The 17,374-nt window shown below is 47.7% G+C and carries 15 protein-coding genes; 3 read left to right on the forward strand and 12 right to left on the reverse strand.

Annotated features, from left to right (window positions below; translation table 11 throughout):
• Positions 1-37 precede the first annotated feature (37 nt).
• The 7 genes from TCA2_RS00110 to TCA2_RS00140 form a co-directional block, all read right to left on the reverse strand.
• Positions 38-760 (reverse strand): LUD domain-containing protein, encoded by a 723-nt coding sequence (locus tag TCA2_RS00110; RefSeq protein WP_047909543.1) that lies wholly within the window; start codon positions 758-760, stop codon positions 38-40.
• A complete protein-coding gene (locus TCA2_RS00115; protein ID WP_047909544.1) occupies positions 757-2,277 on the reverse strand; it encodes a LutB/LldF family L-lactate oxidation iron-sulfur protein in 1,521 nt (506 codons plus the stop codon). The genes TCA2_RS00110 and TCA2_RS00115 overlap by 4 nt, the downstream gene beginning before the upstream one ends.
• Complete coding sequence (locus TCA2_RS00120) at positions 2,274-3,002, reverse strand: (Fe-S)-binding protein (protein ID WP_047909545.1); 729 nt, start codon at positions 3,000-3,002, stop codon at positions 2,274-2,276. Before TCA2_RS00120 ends, TCA2_RS00115 begins: the two co-directional genes overlap by 4 nt.
• Before the next feature lie 28 nt (positions 3,003-3,030).
• Positions 3,031-3,795: a DeoR/GlpR family DNA-binding transcription regulator gene (locus tag TCA2_RS00125; RefSeq protein WP_047909546.1), complete on the reverse strand. Its 765-nt coding sequence runs from the start codon at positions 3,793-3,795 to the stop codon at positions 3,031-3,033.
• Between the two features lie 15 nt (positions 3,796-3,810).
• Positions 3,811-5,289: a rhamnulokinase family protein gene (locus TCA2_RS00130; protein WP_047909547.1), complete on the reverse strand. Its 1,479-nt coding sequence runs from the start codon at positions 5,287-5,289 to the stop codon at positions 3,811-3,813.
• Positions 5,286-6,506 carry an L-rhamnose isomerase gene (gene rhaI / locus TCA2_RS00135; RefSeq protein ID WP_047909548.1) on the reverse strand — a complete coding sequence of 407 codons (1,221 nt, stop codon included), beginning with the start codon at positions 6,504-6,506 and terminating at the stop codon, positions 5,286-5,288. Before rhaI ends, TCA2_RS00130 begins: the two co-directional genes overlap by 4 nt.
• A gap of 130 nt (positions 6,507-6,636) precedes the next feature.
• Positions 6,637-8,706, reverse strand: coding sequence for a bifunctional rhamnulose-1-phosphate aldolase/short-chain dehydrogenase (locus TCA2_RS00140; RefSeq protein WP_047909549.1), 2,070 nt, complete (start codon positions 8,704-8,706; stop codon positions 6,637-6,639).
• 313 nt (positions 8,707-9,019) lie between these two features.
• Here TCA2_RS00140 and TCA2_RS00145 point away from each other — a divergent pair, with 313 nt between their 5' ends.
• Both TCA2_RS00145 and TCA2_RS00150 read left to right on the forward strand, forming a co-directional pair.
• Positions 9,020-9,844 carry an alpha/beta fold hydrolase gene (locus TCA2_RS00145; RefSeq protein WP_047909550.1) on the forward strand — a complete coding sequence of 275 codons (825 nt, stop codon included), beginning with the start codon at positions 9,020-9,022 and terminating at the stop codon, positions 9,842-9,844.
• An 89-nt stretch (positions 9,845-9,933) separates the two neighbouring features.
• Positions 9,934-10,794, forward strand: a complete 861-nt coding sequence (locus TCA2_RS00150) for a S9 family peptidase (RefSeq protein WP_047909551.1) — start codon at positions 9,934-9,936, stop codon at positions 10,792-10,794.
• Positions 10,795-10,898: 104 nt separating this feature from the next.
• On the opposite strand, the gene TCA2_RS00155 is transcribed toward TCA2_RS00150, so the two are convergent.
• The 5 genes from TCA2_RS00155 to hxlA all read right to left on the reverse strand — a co-directional run bounded on the left by TCA2_RS00155 (position 10,899) and on the right by hxlA (position 15,043).
• Positions 10,899-11,327 carry a DUF2500 domain-containing protein gene (locus TCA2_RS00155; RefSeq protein WP_081872126.1) on the reverse strand — a complete coding sequence of 143 codons (429 nt, stop codon included), beginning with the start codon at positions 11,325-11,327 and terminating at the stop codon, positions 10,899-10,901.
• A gap of 66 nt (positions 11,328-11,393) precedes the next feature.
• Positions 11,394-13,193 carry an oligoendopeptidase F gene (pepF, locus tag TCA2_RS00160; protein ID WP_047909552.1) on the reverse strand — a complete coding sequence of 600 codons (1,800 nt, stop codon included), beginning with the start codon at positions 13,191-13,193 and terminating at the stop codon, positions 11,394-11,396.
• Between the two features lie 225 nt (positions 13,194-13,418).
• Complete coding sequence (locus tag TCA2_RS00165) at positions 13,419-13,787, reverse strand: helix-turn-helix domain-containing protein (RefSeq protein ID WP_047909553.1); 369 nt, start codon at positions 13,785-13,787, stop codon at positions 13,419-13,421.
• Positions 13,788-13,855: 68 nt separating this feature from the next.
• Positions 13,856-14,404: a 6-phospho-3-hexuloisomerase gene (hxlB, locus tag TCA2_RS00170; protein ID WP_047909554.1), complete on the reverse strand. Its 549-nt coding sequence runs from the start codon at positions 14,402-14,404 to the stop codon at positions 13,856-13,858.
• Positions 14,405-14,410: 6 nt separating this feature from the next.
• Positions 14,411-15,043, reverse strand: a complete 633-nt coding sequence (hxlA, locus tag TCA2_RS00175) for a 3-hexulose-6-phosphate synthase (protein WP_047909555.1) — start codon at positions 15,041-15,043, stop codon at positions 14,411-14,413.
• 438 nt (positions 15,044-15,481) lie between these two features.
• Between hxlA and TCA2_RS00180 the strand changes: the two genes are divergently transcribed.
• The gene (locus TCA2_RS00180; protein WP_238546274.1) at positions 15,482-17,281 is read left to right on the forward strand and encodes an LTA synthase family protein; all 1,800 of its coding nucleotides are present in this window, start codon (positions 15,482-15,484) and stop codon (positions 17,279-17,281) included.
• Positions 17,282-17,374: the final 93 nt, after the last annotated feature.

Raw genomic sequence — 17,374 nt, forward strand, 5'->3', positions numbered from 1 at the left:
GCTTTGTCTTATGAGCTTACATGAGCTCCTTCGATTCTTAGCTCATCAGGATCGCATAAACGATTCCCGGTCCATGAACACCGATGGTCAGTTCATTCTCGATATCGGAGGATCGGCTTGGTCCAGAGATAAAATGTACACCTGCCGGCAGCTGCTCCCGTCCCAGCTCATCCAGCGGGGCGAGCAGCTCACCAAGTCTTGTCTTCAGCCGCTCCACAGGGATAATAATGAACAAGACCGTGGGCAGGAGACTCACGGATCGGCCTTTGTCAATGGCAGATTTCACGAGAATGGATCCGGTGTAAGCAGCCGCTCCATCGGCAATGACAACTCCGAAATCCGCTTCTGCCGCTGCGGCCTTCCAGTTCACGTTATCCTCTGAATTCCAGGTCGAGATATCTAAGGCAGGCAGCCGCTCCTCTAAACCCAAGCCGATCAGCTCCGCTTGTCCCTGTCTAATGACACGCTTGGCTCCAAGTTCCTCGGCTTTGTCAGCAACAAATTGTCCGGCTTCCATGTAGCTCGTCACCTGGATAACATGTCCGCCTACACTCTCGAAATGACTAGTGAATTTCTCCATGCGTTCCTGCTCATCCCACTCCATCTCATACCAGAAGTCCGGTGCGCCGCGAAATGGCTGAACAGGCGTCGTCGTTTGTCTCGGTCGCTTCAGACGGGAAGCGATATTGTTCATGAAGCGCTCTTGCTTCTTCATGGACTGCTCTGTAAGCTCTCGCAGCCAGGACTCATCCCTGCTCATCCTTTACGACCTCCCTTTTCCTGTCTGGCATCAAGAATCGCCTGCAGTCTTGCTACAAGAGTCGGCTCCATCTCAGCTGCTTCATGCTCGATCTCGGACTCGATCCGTTCCCAGGATTGCCTGAAACTGTTCTTAGCCAAGGACGGTGTCACACGATAGGAATTCCAGCCTTTTAGCGGTCCTGCTTTTAATGTAATTTCTCCATTCTTGACTACCAGCTTCTGCCCGATTTGTCCCGCCTTGATCGCCGCGCCGAACCGGCTCGATTTGGATACAACGGCTGCATATGCCTTCATCCCTGCGGTTTCGACCTTGTTGCCGTGTCCGCCCTCCACCTTGCGTCGTCGCAGCGATACCAGCATATCATGCAGAGGAATTTTGACCGGACAAGCCTCATAACAGGCACCACATAGACTTGATGCATTGGCGATGTCATCCCATTCAGCCACATTCTTGTTCAGTGCAGGGGTGAGCACCGCACCAATCGGTCCACTGTATGTACTTCCATAAGCATGCCCGCCGATGTGCCGGTATACAGGACATGCATTCAGACATGCACCGCAGCGGATACAGTTGAGGAGCTCCTGAAATTCGGGATCACCAAGCTGAAGCGAACGTCCATTATCCACAATAATGATATGCATTTGCTCTGGACCGTCTGCATCTGCATTCCGCTTCGGTCCTGTAATACCGGACATATACATTGTAATCCGCTGCCCCGTCGCTGATCTGGGAAGTAATGTGGCCATGACCTCCAGATCCGTCCATGACGGGATAATTCGCTCCATTCCCATCAGCGTAATCTGGGTCTTCGGCAGCGTGCTGACCATTCGGGCATTACCTTCATTCTCGAACAGCACCATGGAACCGGTCTCGGCGATTGCAAAATTGCAGCCTGTCATGCCGATATCTGCATCAAGGAAGCGCTCCCGCAATATTTTTCGAACAAAACCGGCAAGCACCGTCGTATCCGGAGGAAGTGTTTCTCCTGCAACTTCGGACAACAGCTCGGCAATCTGATATCTGTTCTTGTGAATCGCGGGGATTACGATGTGCGAAGGCATCTCACCGGCCAGCTGAATAATGTATTCACCGAGATCGGTCTCAATCGCTTCGATTCCTGCCTGTTCCAGGGCATGATTAAGATGCAGCTCCTCCGACACCATGGATTTGGACTTGACGACGGACTTGGCACCACGGTGCTCTGCAATTTGCAGCGCAATACGAACGGCTTCTTCTCCCGTGTCGGCAAAATGAACATGAACCCCGTTCGCACGGGCATTCTCCACAAATAGATTCAAGTAATAATCCAAATGGGCGATCGTATGCAGCCGGATCTGCCTCCCCTGCTCACGCCATTCTTCCCAGCGCCCATGCTCCTCGGAGGCCAGCTTCTTCCCGCCCCGGAGACGCTCTGTCGTAAATTTGACAGCTTTACGCAGGAACTCATCATTGAGCGCAAGACCGGCACGCTCCTTCACCTGAATCTTGGGACCTGCTGAACCCGGACTAATCATGACGATTTCACCCCCTCATACAACAGCTCAGCTAAATGCATGACTCGTACCGGTTTATTTCGATAACGAAGCTGACCCGCAATATTCATTAGACAAGCCATATCCAATCCAACAAGCACCTCAGCCTCTGTATCAACGACATGCTCCGCCTTCTCTGTGACCATTGCGCCGGAAATATCCGGCATCTTCACGGCGAAAGTGCCTCCGAAACCGCAGCAATCCTCTGCAAAAGGCAGGGGCACAAAATCAATGCCTCTCACTTCCTGAAGCAGATCCATTGGTTCACTCTTTACTCCAAGCAGCCGGCTGCCGTGGCAAGAGGGGTGATAGGTCACCTTGTGTGGGAAAACAGCTCCTATATCCTTGATCCCCATCACATGGACGAGAAACTGTGTGAACTCATAGGTCTTCGCTTCCAACCTTTTTGCTTTTTCCAGCATTAGCGGCTCGTCTTGGAACAAATTTGAATAATGATGAACCATATAAGTACAAGAACCGGATGGAGATACAACAAAGTCACTATCCTCAAAAGCATCCAGTATCGTTCTTGCTGCCGCTCTTGCCTCATCGAAATACCCGCTGTTATACGCAGGCTGGCCACAGCAGGTCTGGACTTTGGGAAAATCCAGCTTGATACCGTATCGGGCCAGTATGCGTACCATTGCTTCTCCTACCCTCGGATAGATCGCATCGCTGAGGCACGTAATAAATAAAGAGACCTTCATTTGGAATACACCTCTTATCTACTCAAGACTAAACTAGGGTGACATGTATTGAACGCTCTACAAGTGTTCTAGAAATCTCTTCTGGCAAATCATGACTTGTAATGATCTGCTGTACTCGATCAAGCCCGGAGACATGAGTAAGCGCCTGGACACCGAATTTGCTGGAATCTGCAAGTAAGAATACTTGATCTGACATTCCAATCATTCTCTGCTTCACTCTAGCCTGAAGTTCATTCATTTCACTGATGCCTCTCTCTAGATGAACACCTTGGCAGGATAAAAAAAGCTTATCCACGTGATAGGTTTCCAGAGAGCGCTCTGCCAGCGGTCCTACAAAGGACATCGATTCAGGCAGAAGCTGACCGCCAGCAGCAATAACTTCAATATGCTTTTTGCTGGACAATTCAGTCACCACCCGAATGGAATTCGTGAGGACCGTAAGCGGGATATTCGGTAAGCTCCGGGCTGTGTACCAGGCGGTCGTACTGGCATCAAGGAGAATCCGTTCATGAGGCTCTATAAATTTCAGCGCTTCAAGCGCAATGCGCCGTTTCTCCCCCATACGAGTGACTTCGCGTTCACTGTACGGTGTTTCGATATGTTCATCGATATGCTTTATACGTACAGCGCCGCCATGTGAACGTCTCAGCTTCCCCTCTTTTTCAAGCCGATCCAAATCCCGCCGAATCGTCTCCTCTGTTACTTGGCATAAGCTGCTCAGCTCAGATACTCGAATACTCCCTCGATCATTAACAAGCCGAGTGATCGCCGCATAACGCTCAGCAACTAACATAGGCTTCCTCCCAGATTAAGCATAGGCAGCGAGACCTGTATATTTGGCAAAACTGCTGTACGCCTCTCTCCAGGCTTCCGCATGCTCCGGCTCATAGGTAAGGACAGGAAAAGAATCGCGTATAACGGCCCGCGCCTCCGCCGCACTCTTGAATATGCCCTGGTTCATCCACTGCACAACCAGATTACCAATTGCACTTGCCTCTACAGGACCTGCATAGACGGGTTTACCAATCGCGCTTGCAGTCCAAGCACACAGCAGCTTATTATTGATGCCTCCGCCCACCATATGAAGACCATCAAATTGCTGTCCGGATACCTGCTCTGTCATATCAAGCACATGCCTATATTTCAAGGCGAGGCTCTCAAGAATACATCGAACGATCTCCCCGTCAGATTGCGGTAACCCTTGACCGGTTCTGATCAGGTAGTCTTCCAAGCGGTCCGTCATAGTGCCTGCTGGCAAGAATGACGGATCGTCCGGATCTATAAAATGTTGGAAAGGCTTAGCTTCTTGAGCAAGTGTTAAGATTTCATCATAGCTGTACGCTTTACCCGCACGTTTAAATTCTCGCAGCGTCTCCTGAAAGATCCAGAGTCCCATAATATTTTTGAGTAAACGATAAGTATGATTAGCTCCGCCCTCATTCGTGAAATTCAGCTGCTGAGAGGTTTCATTAATGACAGGGGCTTCCACCTCTGTTCCCATCAGTGACCAGGTTCCGCAGCTAAGATATGCGAATGATCGTGTTGTTGCCGGCACGGCAGCCACTGCAGAACCGGTATCATGCTCAGCTACTGCTACAAAGCGAACACTAGGGATACCCAGCTCCTGCATTATGGAAGGTCTCAGCTCACCTGCATCCGATCCCGGAGTCAGCACCTTACCGAACCATTCTTCCGGTACACCAATCCGGTATAGCAGCTCCGTATCCCAGTCCCCTGTTCGAGGGTTAAACAGCTGGGTTGTTGTGGCATTTGTAAATTCGTTGAATTTCTCTCCCGTCAGGAAAAACCGCAGCAGATCCGGAATCATCAGAAAGTGGGCGGCTTCCTTCAGCATATAGGAGTTCTGCCGCTTAAGAGCGGCAAGCTGATATATCGTATTAAAGGGCAAGAATTGAATTCCTGTCTTTCGAAAAATGTGCTCTGCAGGAATCTTGGCGGTCACTTCCTCCATTACACCATCCGTCCGTTTGTCGCGGTAATGATACGGATTTCCGAGCAGTTCCCCGTTCTGATTGAGGAGTCCGTAATCGACCGCCCAAGAATCAATGCCTATGCTGGTAATCTTCTCCCCCTGCAGCTTCACTTTGAGCATACCCTGCTTAAGCTCATGAAGAAGCCTAAGTATATCCCAGTGCAAGTGCTCTCCTGCCATAACCGGATCATTAGAGAAGCGGTGGATCTCCTTGATATGGATACGAGAGTCACTCAGCAGTCCAAGGACTGCTCGACCGCTTGAAGCTCCTAAATCATAGGCGAGAATGTTCACCAACTCGCCCCTCCCTTACCCCGTGCCTTAATTTCCTCCGGATAGCTGCTTGTCAAATAAGCCTCCATCGGATCAATCGGTAAGCCTTCTTCCTCTCTTACCGCATGCAGCAGCGGGGTCACATCAAATTCAGATGCCTTGCGAATCGCATGTTCAGCTGCCAGTACATCATTCTTCTCTTGTGCTGCCGCCACCTCTCTATGATCGATGAGAAGTGCTTTGGCATAGGCAGACTGAACATTCAGCACCGAACGAATCATCGCCGGTATTTTCTGCTCAATGTTATGGGATTGATCCAGCATGTATGCAATGGAGCCTACTCCTCGTCTGATGCCTTCTTCTGAATCCGCAGCCCCGTTCAGAATTTGATAGAAGATAAGGAACAGCTCATAAGGATTGACAGTTCCCACGATTAAGTCATCGTCCGCATATTTACGGCTGTTGAAATGGAATCCGCCTAATCGCTTCTCATCTATGAGATAGGCGACAATGTGTTCAATATTCGCTCCGGGCAGATGATGACCTGTGTCAACGAGCACCTGTGCCTGATCCCCCAGCTTCAAGGCCATATTGTATGCCATGCCCCAGTCCGCCAGATCCGTATGATAGAATCCAGGCTCGAAGCATTTATATTCGATCAGCATCCGCATATCCTTCGTAAGCGCTTTATACATTTCGGATAAAGCTTCCTGCATCCAGTTTTTTCGCTGCCGGATGTCACCCTGCCCCGGATAGTTGGTCCCATCTGCAAACCAAAGGCTAAGATCACGAGAGCCTGTTTCCTTCGCAATGTCAACGCATTCAAGAAGATGGTCCGTTGCCTTACGGCGCACAGCCGCATCACTGTTCGTTACACTTCCGAGCATATAGTCGTCTTCTTGAAAAAGATTCGGGTTCACTGCTCCGATCTGAAGTCCCAGGCTCTCCGCATGGGAACGAAGCTTGCCGTAATCCCCCACCTTATCCCAAGGAATATGAATGGCTACGGTTGGAGCAAGGCCAGTCAGGCGATGAACAATCGCCGCATCCTCCATTTTCTCGAATGGATCTCTCGGCACACCTTCCTTCTGAAATACTTTGAAGCGTGTTCCCGAATCACCATAACCCCAAGATGGTGTTTCAATCTTGAACTGCTTGATTTTGCGCTTGACTGCCTCTACATCAATTCCCCTTGCCGTTTGCTGCTCCTCAAACAATGCATAAGCTTTATCCGTCATCAGGACCTCTCCTTTGATCATATGTGATAAAAGAAAATGTATCGCGCACTCGGAAGAAGTATGAGTTAGTTCAAACCGTATATTTTGCCTCCTCCGAGGTGCGCGGTGTATCGAACATCAAACTGAAGATTTAACGTGTAAATGCAGCCGGGACTCCACCGTCAATGGTGAGCATGCAGCCTGTTGTTTTCTCGGCCTTCGATGAGGCAAAGAAAGCAACACCTTCGGCTATATCCCTAGGGTAAATGTTGACGAGCAGTGTGGTACGCTTGCGATAATGCTCCTCCAGCTGATCTGGCTCAATACCATAAGCCGCCGCTCGCTCATTGCGCCAGTTGGAATTCCAGATTGCAGACCCCTGCAGAATGGCATCCGGCAAAATCGTATTGACACGAATACCATATTCTCCGCCTTCGGCTGCGATGCAGCGGGCGAGATGAGCTTCAAGTGCTTTGGCTGAGCTGTAGGCCGTGACATTCTTACCGGCATAGATGGAATTTTTGGAGCCGATAAACACCATGCTTCCTCCAATGCCCTGTTCCTTCATTAGCTTAAAGGCTTCGCGTGCGACCAGAAAATATCCTGTTCCGAGCACATTGATATTGAGGTTCCATTCCTTAAGAGATGTTTCATCAAATGGACTGGACGTGGCCAGACCGGCATTATTCACAATAATATCAACTCCGCCGTAGGTCAGTGCAGTTTCAGCATATGCTCTCTGAATCTGCTCTTCACTGGTTACATCCATCTGAACTGGAATTGCCCGCTGTTCGCCGTACTGGCTGTTTAGTTCGTCAGCTACCTTCTGAGCACCTTCCAAATTCAGATCGGCAAGTACAACGTGGGCACCTTCAGATACAAGCAGTCTTGCGGTTTCACTGCCGATGCCTCCAGCTCCACCTGTAATAAGAGCTACTTTCCTAGAGAACTCGGTCTCTGCCGGCGCAAGCGACAATTTGTACAGCTCCAGCGGCCAGTATTCCACATTGTAGGATTCGTTCTCACTAAGCGACACGAACTGGCCTAGCGTAGTAGCTCCTCTCATAACAGCTATCGCACGATGATACAGGGCACCGCTTACTTTGGAATTAGTCCAGCTCTTTCCTGTGTTAATCATTCCGATACCAGGAATAAGAATGACCCGCGGCGCGGCTTCGAACATGATGTCCCCTTCATGCTTATTACGTTCGAAGTACTGTTCATAATACGCTTTATAATCCTTGATGGCTGAGCCTAACAGCTCCTTAAGTCCTTCAACATCCCCTTCATCTGGAGTCCAGTTCACGAAGAGGGGAACAACCTTGGTATGTACTAAATGATCCGGACAGGCGGCACCAATCTGAGACAGCTCGGCAGAATCTCTGCCATTTACGAACTGCAGCACATCTTCTGCATCGTCATAGGTCAAGATCATCTTCTTCTCGTCGCTGACAGCTCCGCGAATGAGCGGCATCATCTGTGCTGCAATATCCTTTCTGACCTGTTGAGGCAGTGCGTCATGTTGGGCTCCTCCGAACAGACTAGTCTCATCTATTTTGGACTCAATATAGCTCTCTGCTTCATTAATGACGCTGATGGTCTTCGCATAAGCTTCCTCTGAAGTGCTTCCCCATGTAACCAGTCCATGCTTCTCCATAAGAACAAGTTCAGCCTGCGGGTTATTAATGACGCCTTCCGCAATCATCTTGGATAACGTAAATCCTGGACGAACATAGGAAACCCATACAAACCGGTCTCCGAAGATTTCCTTCGCTATTTCACGGCCGTTATCCGCACAGCAGATGCTGATGATGGAATCCGGGTGTGTATGATCAACATGAGGATGTGGTATAAAGGCATGCAGCAGCGTTTCAATGGAGGCACGCGGATGCTTCGCATCAATCATACAGTTGGCCAGATAAGCAACCATATCCTCGTCCGTCATTTCCTCTCTCTCCATCAGCGGTCTAATATCGTCGAGCCGAAGACCGGTGAAATGACCCGCCTTCATCGTTGCCAGATCCGATCCGCTGCCCTTAACATACATAACCTCAACATCTCTGCCACGAAAATCTTGGATAACCGTCTTGCTGGAAGTGTTGCCGCCTCCCCAGTTGCACACCCTCCGATCCGAACCAATCAGATTCGAACGATAAACTAACCTTTCGAGCCCTTCCTTTAATTGTCCTGCATTGGATTCATCCCACAGATTCTGAACCATGATCGATCCTCCCAAAATGTTGTTTTTGTACTGTTGTAAACGCTTAATTGGAGTATATCACTTTTATTTTGGTTTGAATATGATTATTTTTAAGAAAATTTATTATACAAACAAATAAAAACAACATATTTTATGTTTGTTTCGAAGAATAAATCTATTTTTTTATCGGAGCACATGTATCGCACGAACATCCGACATACACGATAAAGAAGGTACCAGCTGCAACTCTCCCGCATTGTCCATTTACACTGCGCATAAATTAGGAATAGAGTAAGCTGAGTTTACTATTTTGATTAGAAGGAGTGAGTACAGCATGTTCATTGAAGTGGAATCCGGTGTAAATCTGTATGTTGAAGACCTGCGTCCACAGGATGGCGGAAATGGACATACCCTCATGTTCCTGCACGGGTGGCCGGGCAATCATCGTGTCTTTGACTATGCTTATCAGATCCTCCCTCATCACCGGTTCCGCTGTATCGGCCTCGATTTTAGAGGTTTTGGCAAATCCGATAAGCCTTGGCATGGTTATCATTATGATCGAATGGCAGAAGACCTGTCCGTCGTTATTGATATGCTGGATCTGAAGAATGTAACCCTCGTCGGATACTCACTGGGTGGTTCGATCGCGATTCGATATATGTCCAAATATCATCATGGCTCAAAAATTGATAAGCTTATACTGGTGTCCGCAGCGGCCCCTGCCTTTGCCAAAAGAGAAGAGTCATCAACCTACGGCATTCCGCTTCCAATGCTTGATCAGCTGATTGATCAGCTCCATCAAGATCTGCCGCAAGCGATCACTGATTTCTCAGGAACACTATTTCATCGTTATGTCAGTCCAGAGTATCGGAATTGGTTTTTGCACAATTGTATGGAGAGCGCGTCGTACGCACTTATTCAAACCGCAGTCGCACTCCGAGATGAAGATTTATTAGAGGATATGACATATATCGAGGTGCCTACAGGCATATTCCACGGTATTCATGATCAAATCGTTCCCTTCACAGCGGCCGTAGCCATCCAGCAGGAAATTCCGGGCTCACTGATCTACCGATTTGAGCAAAGCGGACATCATCTTATATATGACGAAAAGGAAAGATTTCTATCTACCCTGCTGTCTTTTTTGAAAAATCGCTGAAGAGATCATCGTTCTTTCGTTTAATCACCATGAGAACAAGGGTATAATATACAAGCTAAACAACTAGACCAAAGGTGATGAGACAAGCGATGATCTATCATGTTACATATCCGTCCCAGGGACTTCAGGTCAAAGGATATCTCAGCCTGCCCTTGGGATATCAGTTATCGGAATCAGCGGCAAGAGATTTGCTGCACGGCAGATTTAGTTCGAATGAGCAGCCTGCCATTCAATTGACGAGTACCTTGCATCAAGAAACCAATACAGAGCTTACATCAAAAAAGTGGCCGGTATTTATCTATTGCCGCGGCGGAATCGGCAACTTCGGCAAGGTGAGAACCCATTGGGTTGAGGAATTCTCGAAGCACGATCACATCGTATTTGCTCCTTCTTATCGTGGGACAGAAGGCGGTGAGGGCCGGGATTTATTTGGCGGAGAGGATAAACATGATGTATACGCTGCAGTGCGGCTATTGTCTGAGCTCCCCTTCGTTGATCCCGAACAGATCAGTATTATGGGCTTCTCTAGAGGGGCGATTAATGCAGCCTATACTGCTGTAGAGATGCCGAGTATACATAAGCTTGTCTTGTGGAGCGGAGTATCTGACATGACGCAGACCTATGAGGATCGAGTTGACCTCAGACGAACATTCAAACGGGTCATTGGAGGTCCTCCCTGGAAGAATCCCGATGCTTACCTGGAGCGCTCTCCTCTCGCAATCGCGGAACAGATCCCTTGTCCGATTCTGATCGTGCATGGAACAGATGACGTACAGGTCTCTTTTAGTCAGGGAGAAAAAATGTTCGAACGATTAAACCATTCACGAGATGATGTGGATTTTCATCGATATGAAGGACTTGGTCATCATTTTCCTCAGGAGCTGCATCAGGCTGCCATAGCACGCATGTTTGACTGGATCGGAGCAGAGCCACACGAGGCTGTACTTTGATCGTCAAATAAGTCTCGCACATGATTTTTGACAGCAATTTAGGCAAAAAAATATAGAAAAAAAGAGGAGCTTCCCTTAACGGGCTGCTTCCTCTTCGACTTCTATTAGATCTGCTCTGAGCTTGTGGGACGGAGTCTCTCAAATCCAAGAAATCTGGTTCCTTGGTAGCTCAATATGCCGCGGTCACCCTCGACAATCAATCCGTAATCCTCAGCCCTCAGCTGCAGCTCAGTACGCTGTCCATCTGCATGCTCAAAGGTTATATAATAACTCGTTCTTGCGCTTGAATCGCCTGATCCTCCGCTCACATACGTTCTTCTCGCCAGCACCCGTGCTTCTTCTGTCATTCGCTCTGCGGCGTTATTCTTACTCCACACACGGATTCCGTTAATGATCGCATATAGTATGGTCCCTCCAATGACTAATACAATCACTGTGAAGAAAATAGAGAACAATGGCGGCGCTCCACCCAGGAAACCACCGGAGAATCCATCACCATGTATATCTGGAAACTCATTAAATAATGTCCTCATATGGACTGGCTCTACATTTATAATCTGTCTAGAACTAAACACCTTCTCGACGACCTCTCTCTATGATTAATACAGGCTCTCTAATTCATCGATCAGTGAGCCGACGTACGCTGCCGCACTTCGAATCGGATCGGGACGCGTCATATCAACTCCTGCCAGCTTCATCAGCTCCAGCGGGCTCATGGAACCACCTGCTTTGAGAACCTCTAACCAGCGATCAACAGCCGGCTGTCCTTCTTCACGGATCAACTGGGCTACAGCCGTTGAAGCCGTTAAGCCTGCAGCATAGGTATAAGGGTACAAGCTCATGTAGTAATGCGGCTGGCGCATCCAAGTCAATTTTGCATGATCATCAATGACAACCCCTTCTCCCCAGAAGCTGGACAGAATATTTCCTTTGAGCTCGCACAGCTTAACAGCCGTCAGCGGTACATTACTCATCGCGAGGTCATAAACCTGGCGCTGGAGCTCTCCTTCGAGCAGATGCGTTACAAAGTTATGGAAATAAGTGCCTAGCAGCTGTGATATAACCCAGCGGCGCATTCTTGGATCTTGAGAACGCTGCAGCAAGTGATCTGCCAGGAGCAGCTCGTTCATAGTCGAAGGCGCTTCGATGAAATAAAGTGAAGGCCTGGAGTTGGTCGGACGCTGATACTTGTTCGCGAGCATCAGGTGTCCCGCATGCCCTACTTCATGAGCAAGCGTAAATGCACCTCGCATATTATCTGCCCAGCTGATCAAGATATAGGAATGCACACCGGGGATCGACATACAGAAGGCACCCGTTCGTTTTCCTGCATTGTCTGCATAATCCACCCATCGGTTTGCGAATGCATCCGCTACGATCTCTCCGTACTCAGGCCCTAGAATAGACAAGGCTTCCTTAATGAGATCCCCGGCTTCCTGAAAAGTAATACCTGGACTGAAATCAGGATCGAGCGGAGCTTTCAGATCAGCAAACGTCATCTCATCTAAATTCAGCACCTTTTTCTTAAGCGCGGCGTATCTTCGCATATGAGGGGCAAGCTCTTCCTGCAAGATATCAAGAATGTTGTGATACATCTCCGTTGTCACTTGCTGGGGCGTTAATAGCATCTCGGTAACTGAATCATACCCGCGCAGACGTGATTCAATTACCTGACGCTTCACTTCTGTACCATATGCCTCAGCGAAGGTGTTACGGTATTTGTGGAGCGTTTCACTGAATGCACGAAATGCATTACGGCGCAAATCCGTGTCTGCGGATTCTACATACTTATTCTCATACAGGGCAAATGATACCGGTACTTCCTCTCCTCGTCCGTCTTCTGCTGTACGGAAAGTCATATCCGCCAATTTGCTTCGTTCATATATGCGATAAGGCGCTCCCAATACTTCTCCAAATGAGGTAAGCACTTTTTCTGTTTCTGCACTGAGTCGATGCGGCTTGGTCTTCAGAAGCAGCCCCAGACTGCGTTCAAAATCTTTCAGTTCAGGTTGTTTCTCTATGTATTCCCCGATGATTCCATCTGGAAGAGACAGAATTTCGGACTTAACAAAGGATAGCGCTGAGCTCATTGACGAAGCAGCATCCCGGGCTCTAGCTGCGCTGATCTGATTATCGGGATTAATGCTGTCTCCTGCCAAATCCAGCTGGGCATAAGCACCAACTCTGCTCATTCTACCCTGGAGTTCCTCTTGTGCGATCAGGCAGGCAAGAAGCACATCCGGGCCTTCTTTCAATCTTCCTTCGTATTGTGTGACAGAGGCAATGTCTTGCTGGACATCGTTTAGTTCCTTCTCCCAAGCTTCCTTCGTCTCAAAGATATCTTTCAAATTCCATGTTGCTTCAAGTTCTACTTCTTGGCGAGTTAAAATTTTGGACATCAATTAAATACACCTCTCCTCAGCCTATTTATTGACCATTGTATGGCACCAATAAATGACATTGTATCATATAATAACCTGTATTTTCTTCAGTTTTTGCTATAAAAAATGGATTCTCTCAATAGCAAAATTGAGAGAATCCATCCTATTAATAAACTATCGTTCAATTAAGTTTACTTAAACAGCTAGATGCTTACCCGTTAGAATACAGTAATTTATAAACCATTATTCCGGTTTGCCGTCCTTCCAGATCACGGTTTCCCCATAATGCTTGCCCCAATCATACATCAATCGCAGGACAGGCATTAGACTCTGACCGTGATCTGTGAGCGTATATTCTACACGTGGGGGAACCTCTGCGTACACCTTACGGTGTATCAGCAGATCCTCTTCCAGCTCACGGAGCTGGTTGGTCAACATCTTCTGCGTGATATGCGGAATCAGCTTCTTCAGCTCACTGAATCGCTTCGTTCCTTCAAGCCCTAGATGCCAGAGGATAATAAGCTTCCACTTGCCCCCTATGACTGCGAGCGTCAGTTCCTTCTCACAATTAATTTCCTTTAGATTAATTCTCTCTTTTACTTCCGATGCCACGTGCATACCCCCTTCCTAAGCATTGTACTACAACCTTACATTACTCAGCAAAAGAGGTGCATAAGGCGCTATTCTAGATTCGCATGCCGATGAAACATTTGCTCGGCGCTCATGTCCAGCCGATTCATCAGTGTAAGAATCATCCCATCCAGACTGATCAGTAAGGATTGCTCAAAGAGTGAGCCCATCGGCTGTAATGATTCGGCATTTCCTTGTTCTTCCTTCGCCTTGGCTTGAATATGAATAACTCCATCTGCAAGCTCACCGCAGGTTGAATTCGGATTCGTTGTAAGCACAAGCAGTGATGAACCGAGCAGCTTCGCCTTCTCGCCCATAGCTGCAAGACTTCTCGTTTCCCCTGAGCCTGTGCATAATACGAGCAGGTCATTCTGATCTATACTTGGAGTCGTAGTTTCTCCAACCACATAAGCTGTAATCCCAAGATGAGCTAACCGCATGGCAAAGGCTCTGCCCATCAGGCCAGAACGTCCTGCTCCTGCAACGAAGACGCGTTTCGACTGCAGAATCAGAGCTACAGCTTGTTCCATTTCTGTAACATCCAGAAGAGAAATGACTTGCTTCAGCTCATTAAGGATTCGCTGTGTACTTGTTGTCATTTGCGCCTATCCTTGCTTGATCAACTGCTGCATTTCAGCTGCAACTGCTTTTTTATCTTCCTGACCTGTAATGCCGCCGCCCACGATTACAAGGTCGGGACCTGCTGCAATGACTTCTGGCAGGCTTTCCAGCTTGATTCCGCCGGCAACCGCTGTTTTAGCACGAGTCACTGCTTTTTTGATCGTTTGAAGATCCTCGAAGGAGTTCTTGCCTACAGCCTGGAGGTCATATCCTGTATGCACGCAGATATAATCTACACCGAGCTCATCGATTTCTTTGGCACGTGTTTCGATATCCTTAACGTTGATCATATCAACTAAGATTTGTTTTCCTTGCTTCTTCGCTTCCTCTACTGCACCTTTAATCGTCATATCATCTGTTGCACCCAAGACAGTTATAATGTCAGCGCCTGCTTCGGATGCCTTCATGATTTCATATCCGCCTGCATCCATAATTTTGAGATCTGCAAGTACATCCAGGTTAGGGTATGCCGCCTTCATTTCTTTAACGGCGCGAAGACCTTCATTGATGACAACAGGTGTGCCGATTTCTACAATATCAATATAAGGCTCCACTTCTCTAACGACTTCAATCGCCTGAGGAATATCTACCAAATCAAGTGCCAGCTGTAATTTCATATCGAACATCTCTCCTTATTATTGATTACAAACCCTATCTTATAATCGTTGATTACGATTTAGGAAGTACGCACTTTGAAGTGGTGTAGTTACCTGGAAGTAACTAATGTGTTATGTCAAGCATTTAATAGCATTCCATCTCTGGAAAAATGTCAGATTTGATAAAAAAGAATCAGCTGTACTATAATTGCATTACTGTCTTATCTTTGTCCGATTTTAATAGATTCATAGAATGTAATGGGGAGGGGAAACACTTGCCATCCGTTTTTGATGCGCCTTGGCAAGGTCATATTCATGAAACCACCTGTCGAAGAAGCACAGGCTCTTAAGGAGCCCTCTGCACATGATCCGCTTGAGGAGAAATCCTCAATTTATCAGCGAACAGCCGCCGTGATCCGATTGGTCTGTTCACGCTCACTTCTGTTCTTCTCTCTTATTATGCTGCTCAAGAGCTATATTGCTTGGTTCGGTGTATTTGAGAATGGGCCTTCCTGGACTACCATGCTGAAGGAGCTTCCCTTTGTACTTATCATCTTCTGTTTAATTGAATGGTTTGCCACCAAGCGAAAATTGATGGTATACACGATTTTCAACCTGCTGCTTACCGCGATCTTTTTTGCCGTCATTATTTATTACAAATACTATGGTGTGATCGCTACGTATAAAGCACTTGAACAGGTCAATCAGGTTACCGCTGTCAGCAATAGCGTATTCTCTCTTATTGATCCACAATACCTGCTGATCTTCACGGATATCATTGTGTTCGGTATTCTGCTCATTCGCAGCAAGGCCGCTGTGGATTGGAAGCAGGCGATCCTTAGACCTGTGAACAAGAAGCTGATTGCTTCGTTATTCTGTATTTCGCTCATCATTTCTTCCCTCAATATTTATGTCAATCGGGGAGGATTTAATGAGGTTGTCAAGGCAGAGAACATGGGCATATTCAATTACGAAGCCTACACTCTCCTTGATCAGGAAGAACCTGAACTGGAGCCTGTCTCCCGTATCACCCAAGAGAGAATTAATGAATTAAAAGGAATTGACGGGGCTGCTGCACCATCTAGTCTAGAAGGCATGGCCAAGGACAAGAACGTCATTATCATTCAGCTGGAATCGTTTCAGGATTTCCTCATTAATCTTCATATCGGCGGCACTGAAATTACACCTAACCTGAATGGATTGGTCAAAAGCAATACGTACTTCCCGAATTTCTATCAGCAAGTCGGTCAAGGCAACACATCGGATGCCGAATTTGTCGTCAATACTTCCTATTACATCCCTCCTGATGGAGCGGCTGTACAACGGTATGTCGATCAAGAATTACCGAGTCTTCCGAGACTGCTCAAAGAGCACGGATATACGACGACGACATTCCATACGAATGTGGTCGAGTTCTGGAACCGCGGTGAGCTGTACAGCTCTCTCGGATTTGACCGCTACTATGATAAATCCTTCTTCGGAGAAGAAGATACGGTATATTTCGGGGCATCCGACGATGTTCTATATCGCAAAACAGCGGAAGAGCTCGAGAAAATGGATCAGGCGGATAACCCGTTTTATGCGCACGTCATCTCGATGACGGCTCATCACCCATTTACTTTGCCTGAGGAGAAAGTCGGCATCACCCTGCCTGAACGTTATGACGATACGCTGGTTGGTGACTATATTCGTTCTCAGAACTATGCGGATCGTGAACTTGGTAAATTTATCGAGGATTTGAAGAATCGTGGAGTCTGGGATAATAGTATCGTCCTGTTATACGGAGATCATTTGGGACTCCCTACCACATCGCTTAAAGAGGAAGATTTGGTATTGCTGGAGGAGCTGCTCGGACATCCATACGACTATCCCGACATGATCAATATTCCGTTCATCATTACTTCTTCAGATGATATGCCAGCTGGAGAACAGAAGCAGGTTGGCGGCCAGGCAGACATTATGCCTACACTGGCTGGTCTTCTCGGCATCTCCTTAGATGAACATCTGCACTTTGGTCAGGATCTATTCGTGAATAAAGATTACAATCTGCTGCCGCAGCGTTATTACCTGCCAACGGGTTCCTTTGTCAACAATAGTGAAGTCTTCATCTCCGGAAGCGGGTTTGAGGACGGCTGGCATCACAAGCTGAAGGGAACGACCGGCAGTAAGTCACAAGCAACCGAGGAAGAATTCTATAATGCACTAGAGCTGATGAACTTATCCAACAGCTACATTCTGCAGCTTCCTTTAAAAGAATAGAATAGGACAAAAAGGCATCTGATCCCCTCCATCTGCAGGAGGAAGGATCAGATGCCTTTTTAATAGAAAGTCTTTCGTTACATCATGGTTTGC

The organism is Paenibacillus sp. TCA20, from assembly GCF_000732325.1.
GTDB classification, from domain to species: Bacteria; Bacillota; Bacilli; order Paenibacillales; family Paenibacillaceae; genus Paenibacillus; species Paenibacillus urinalis.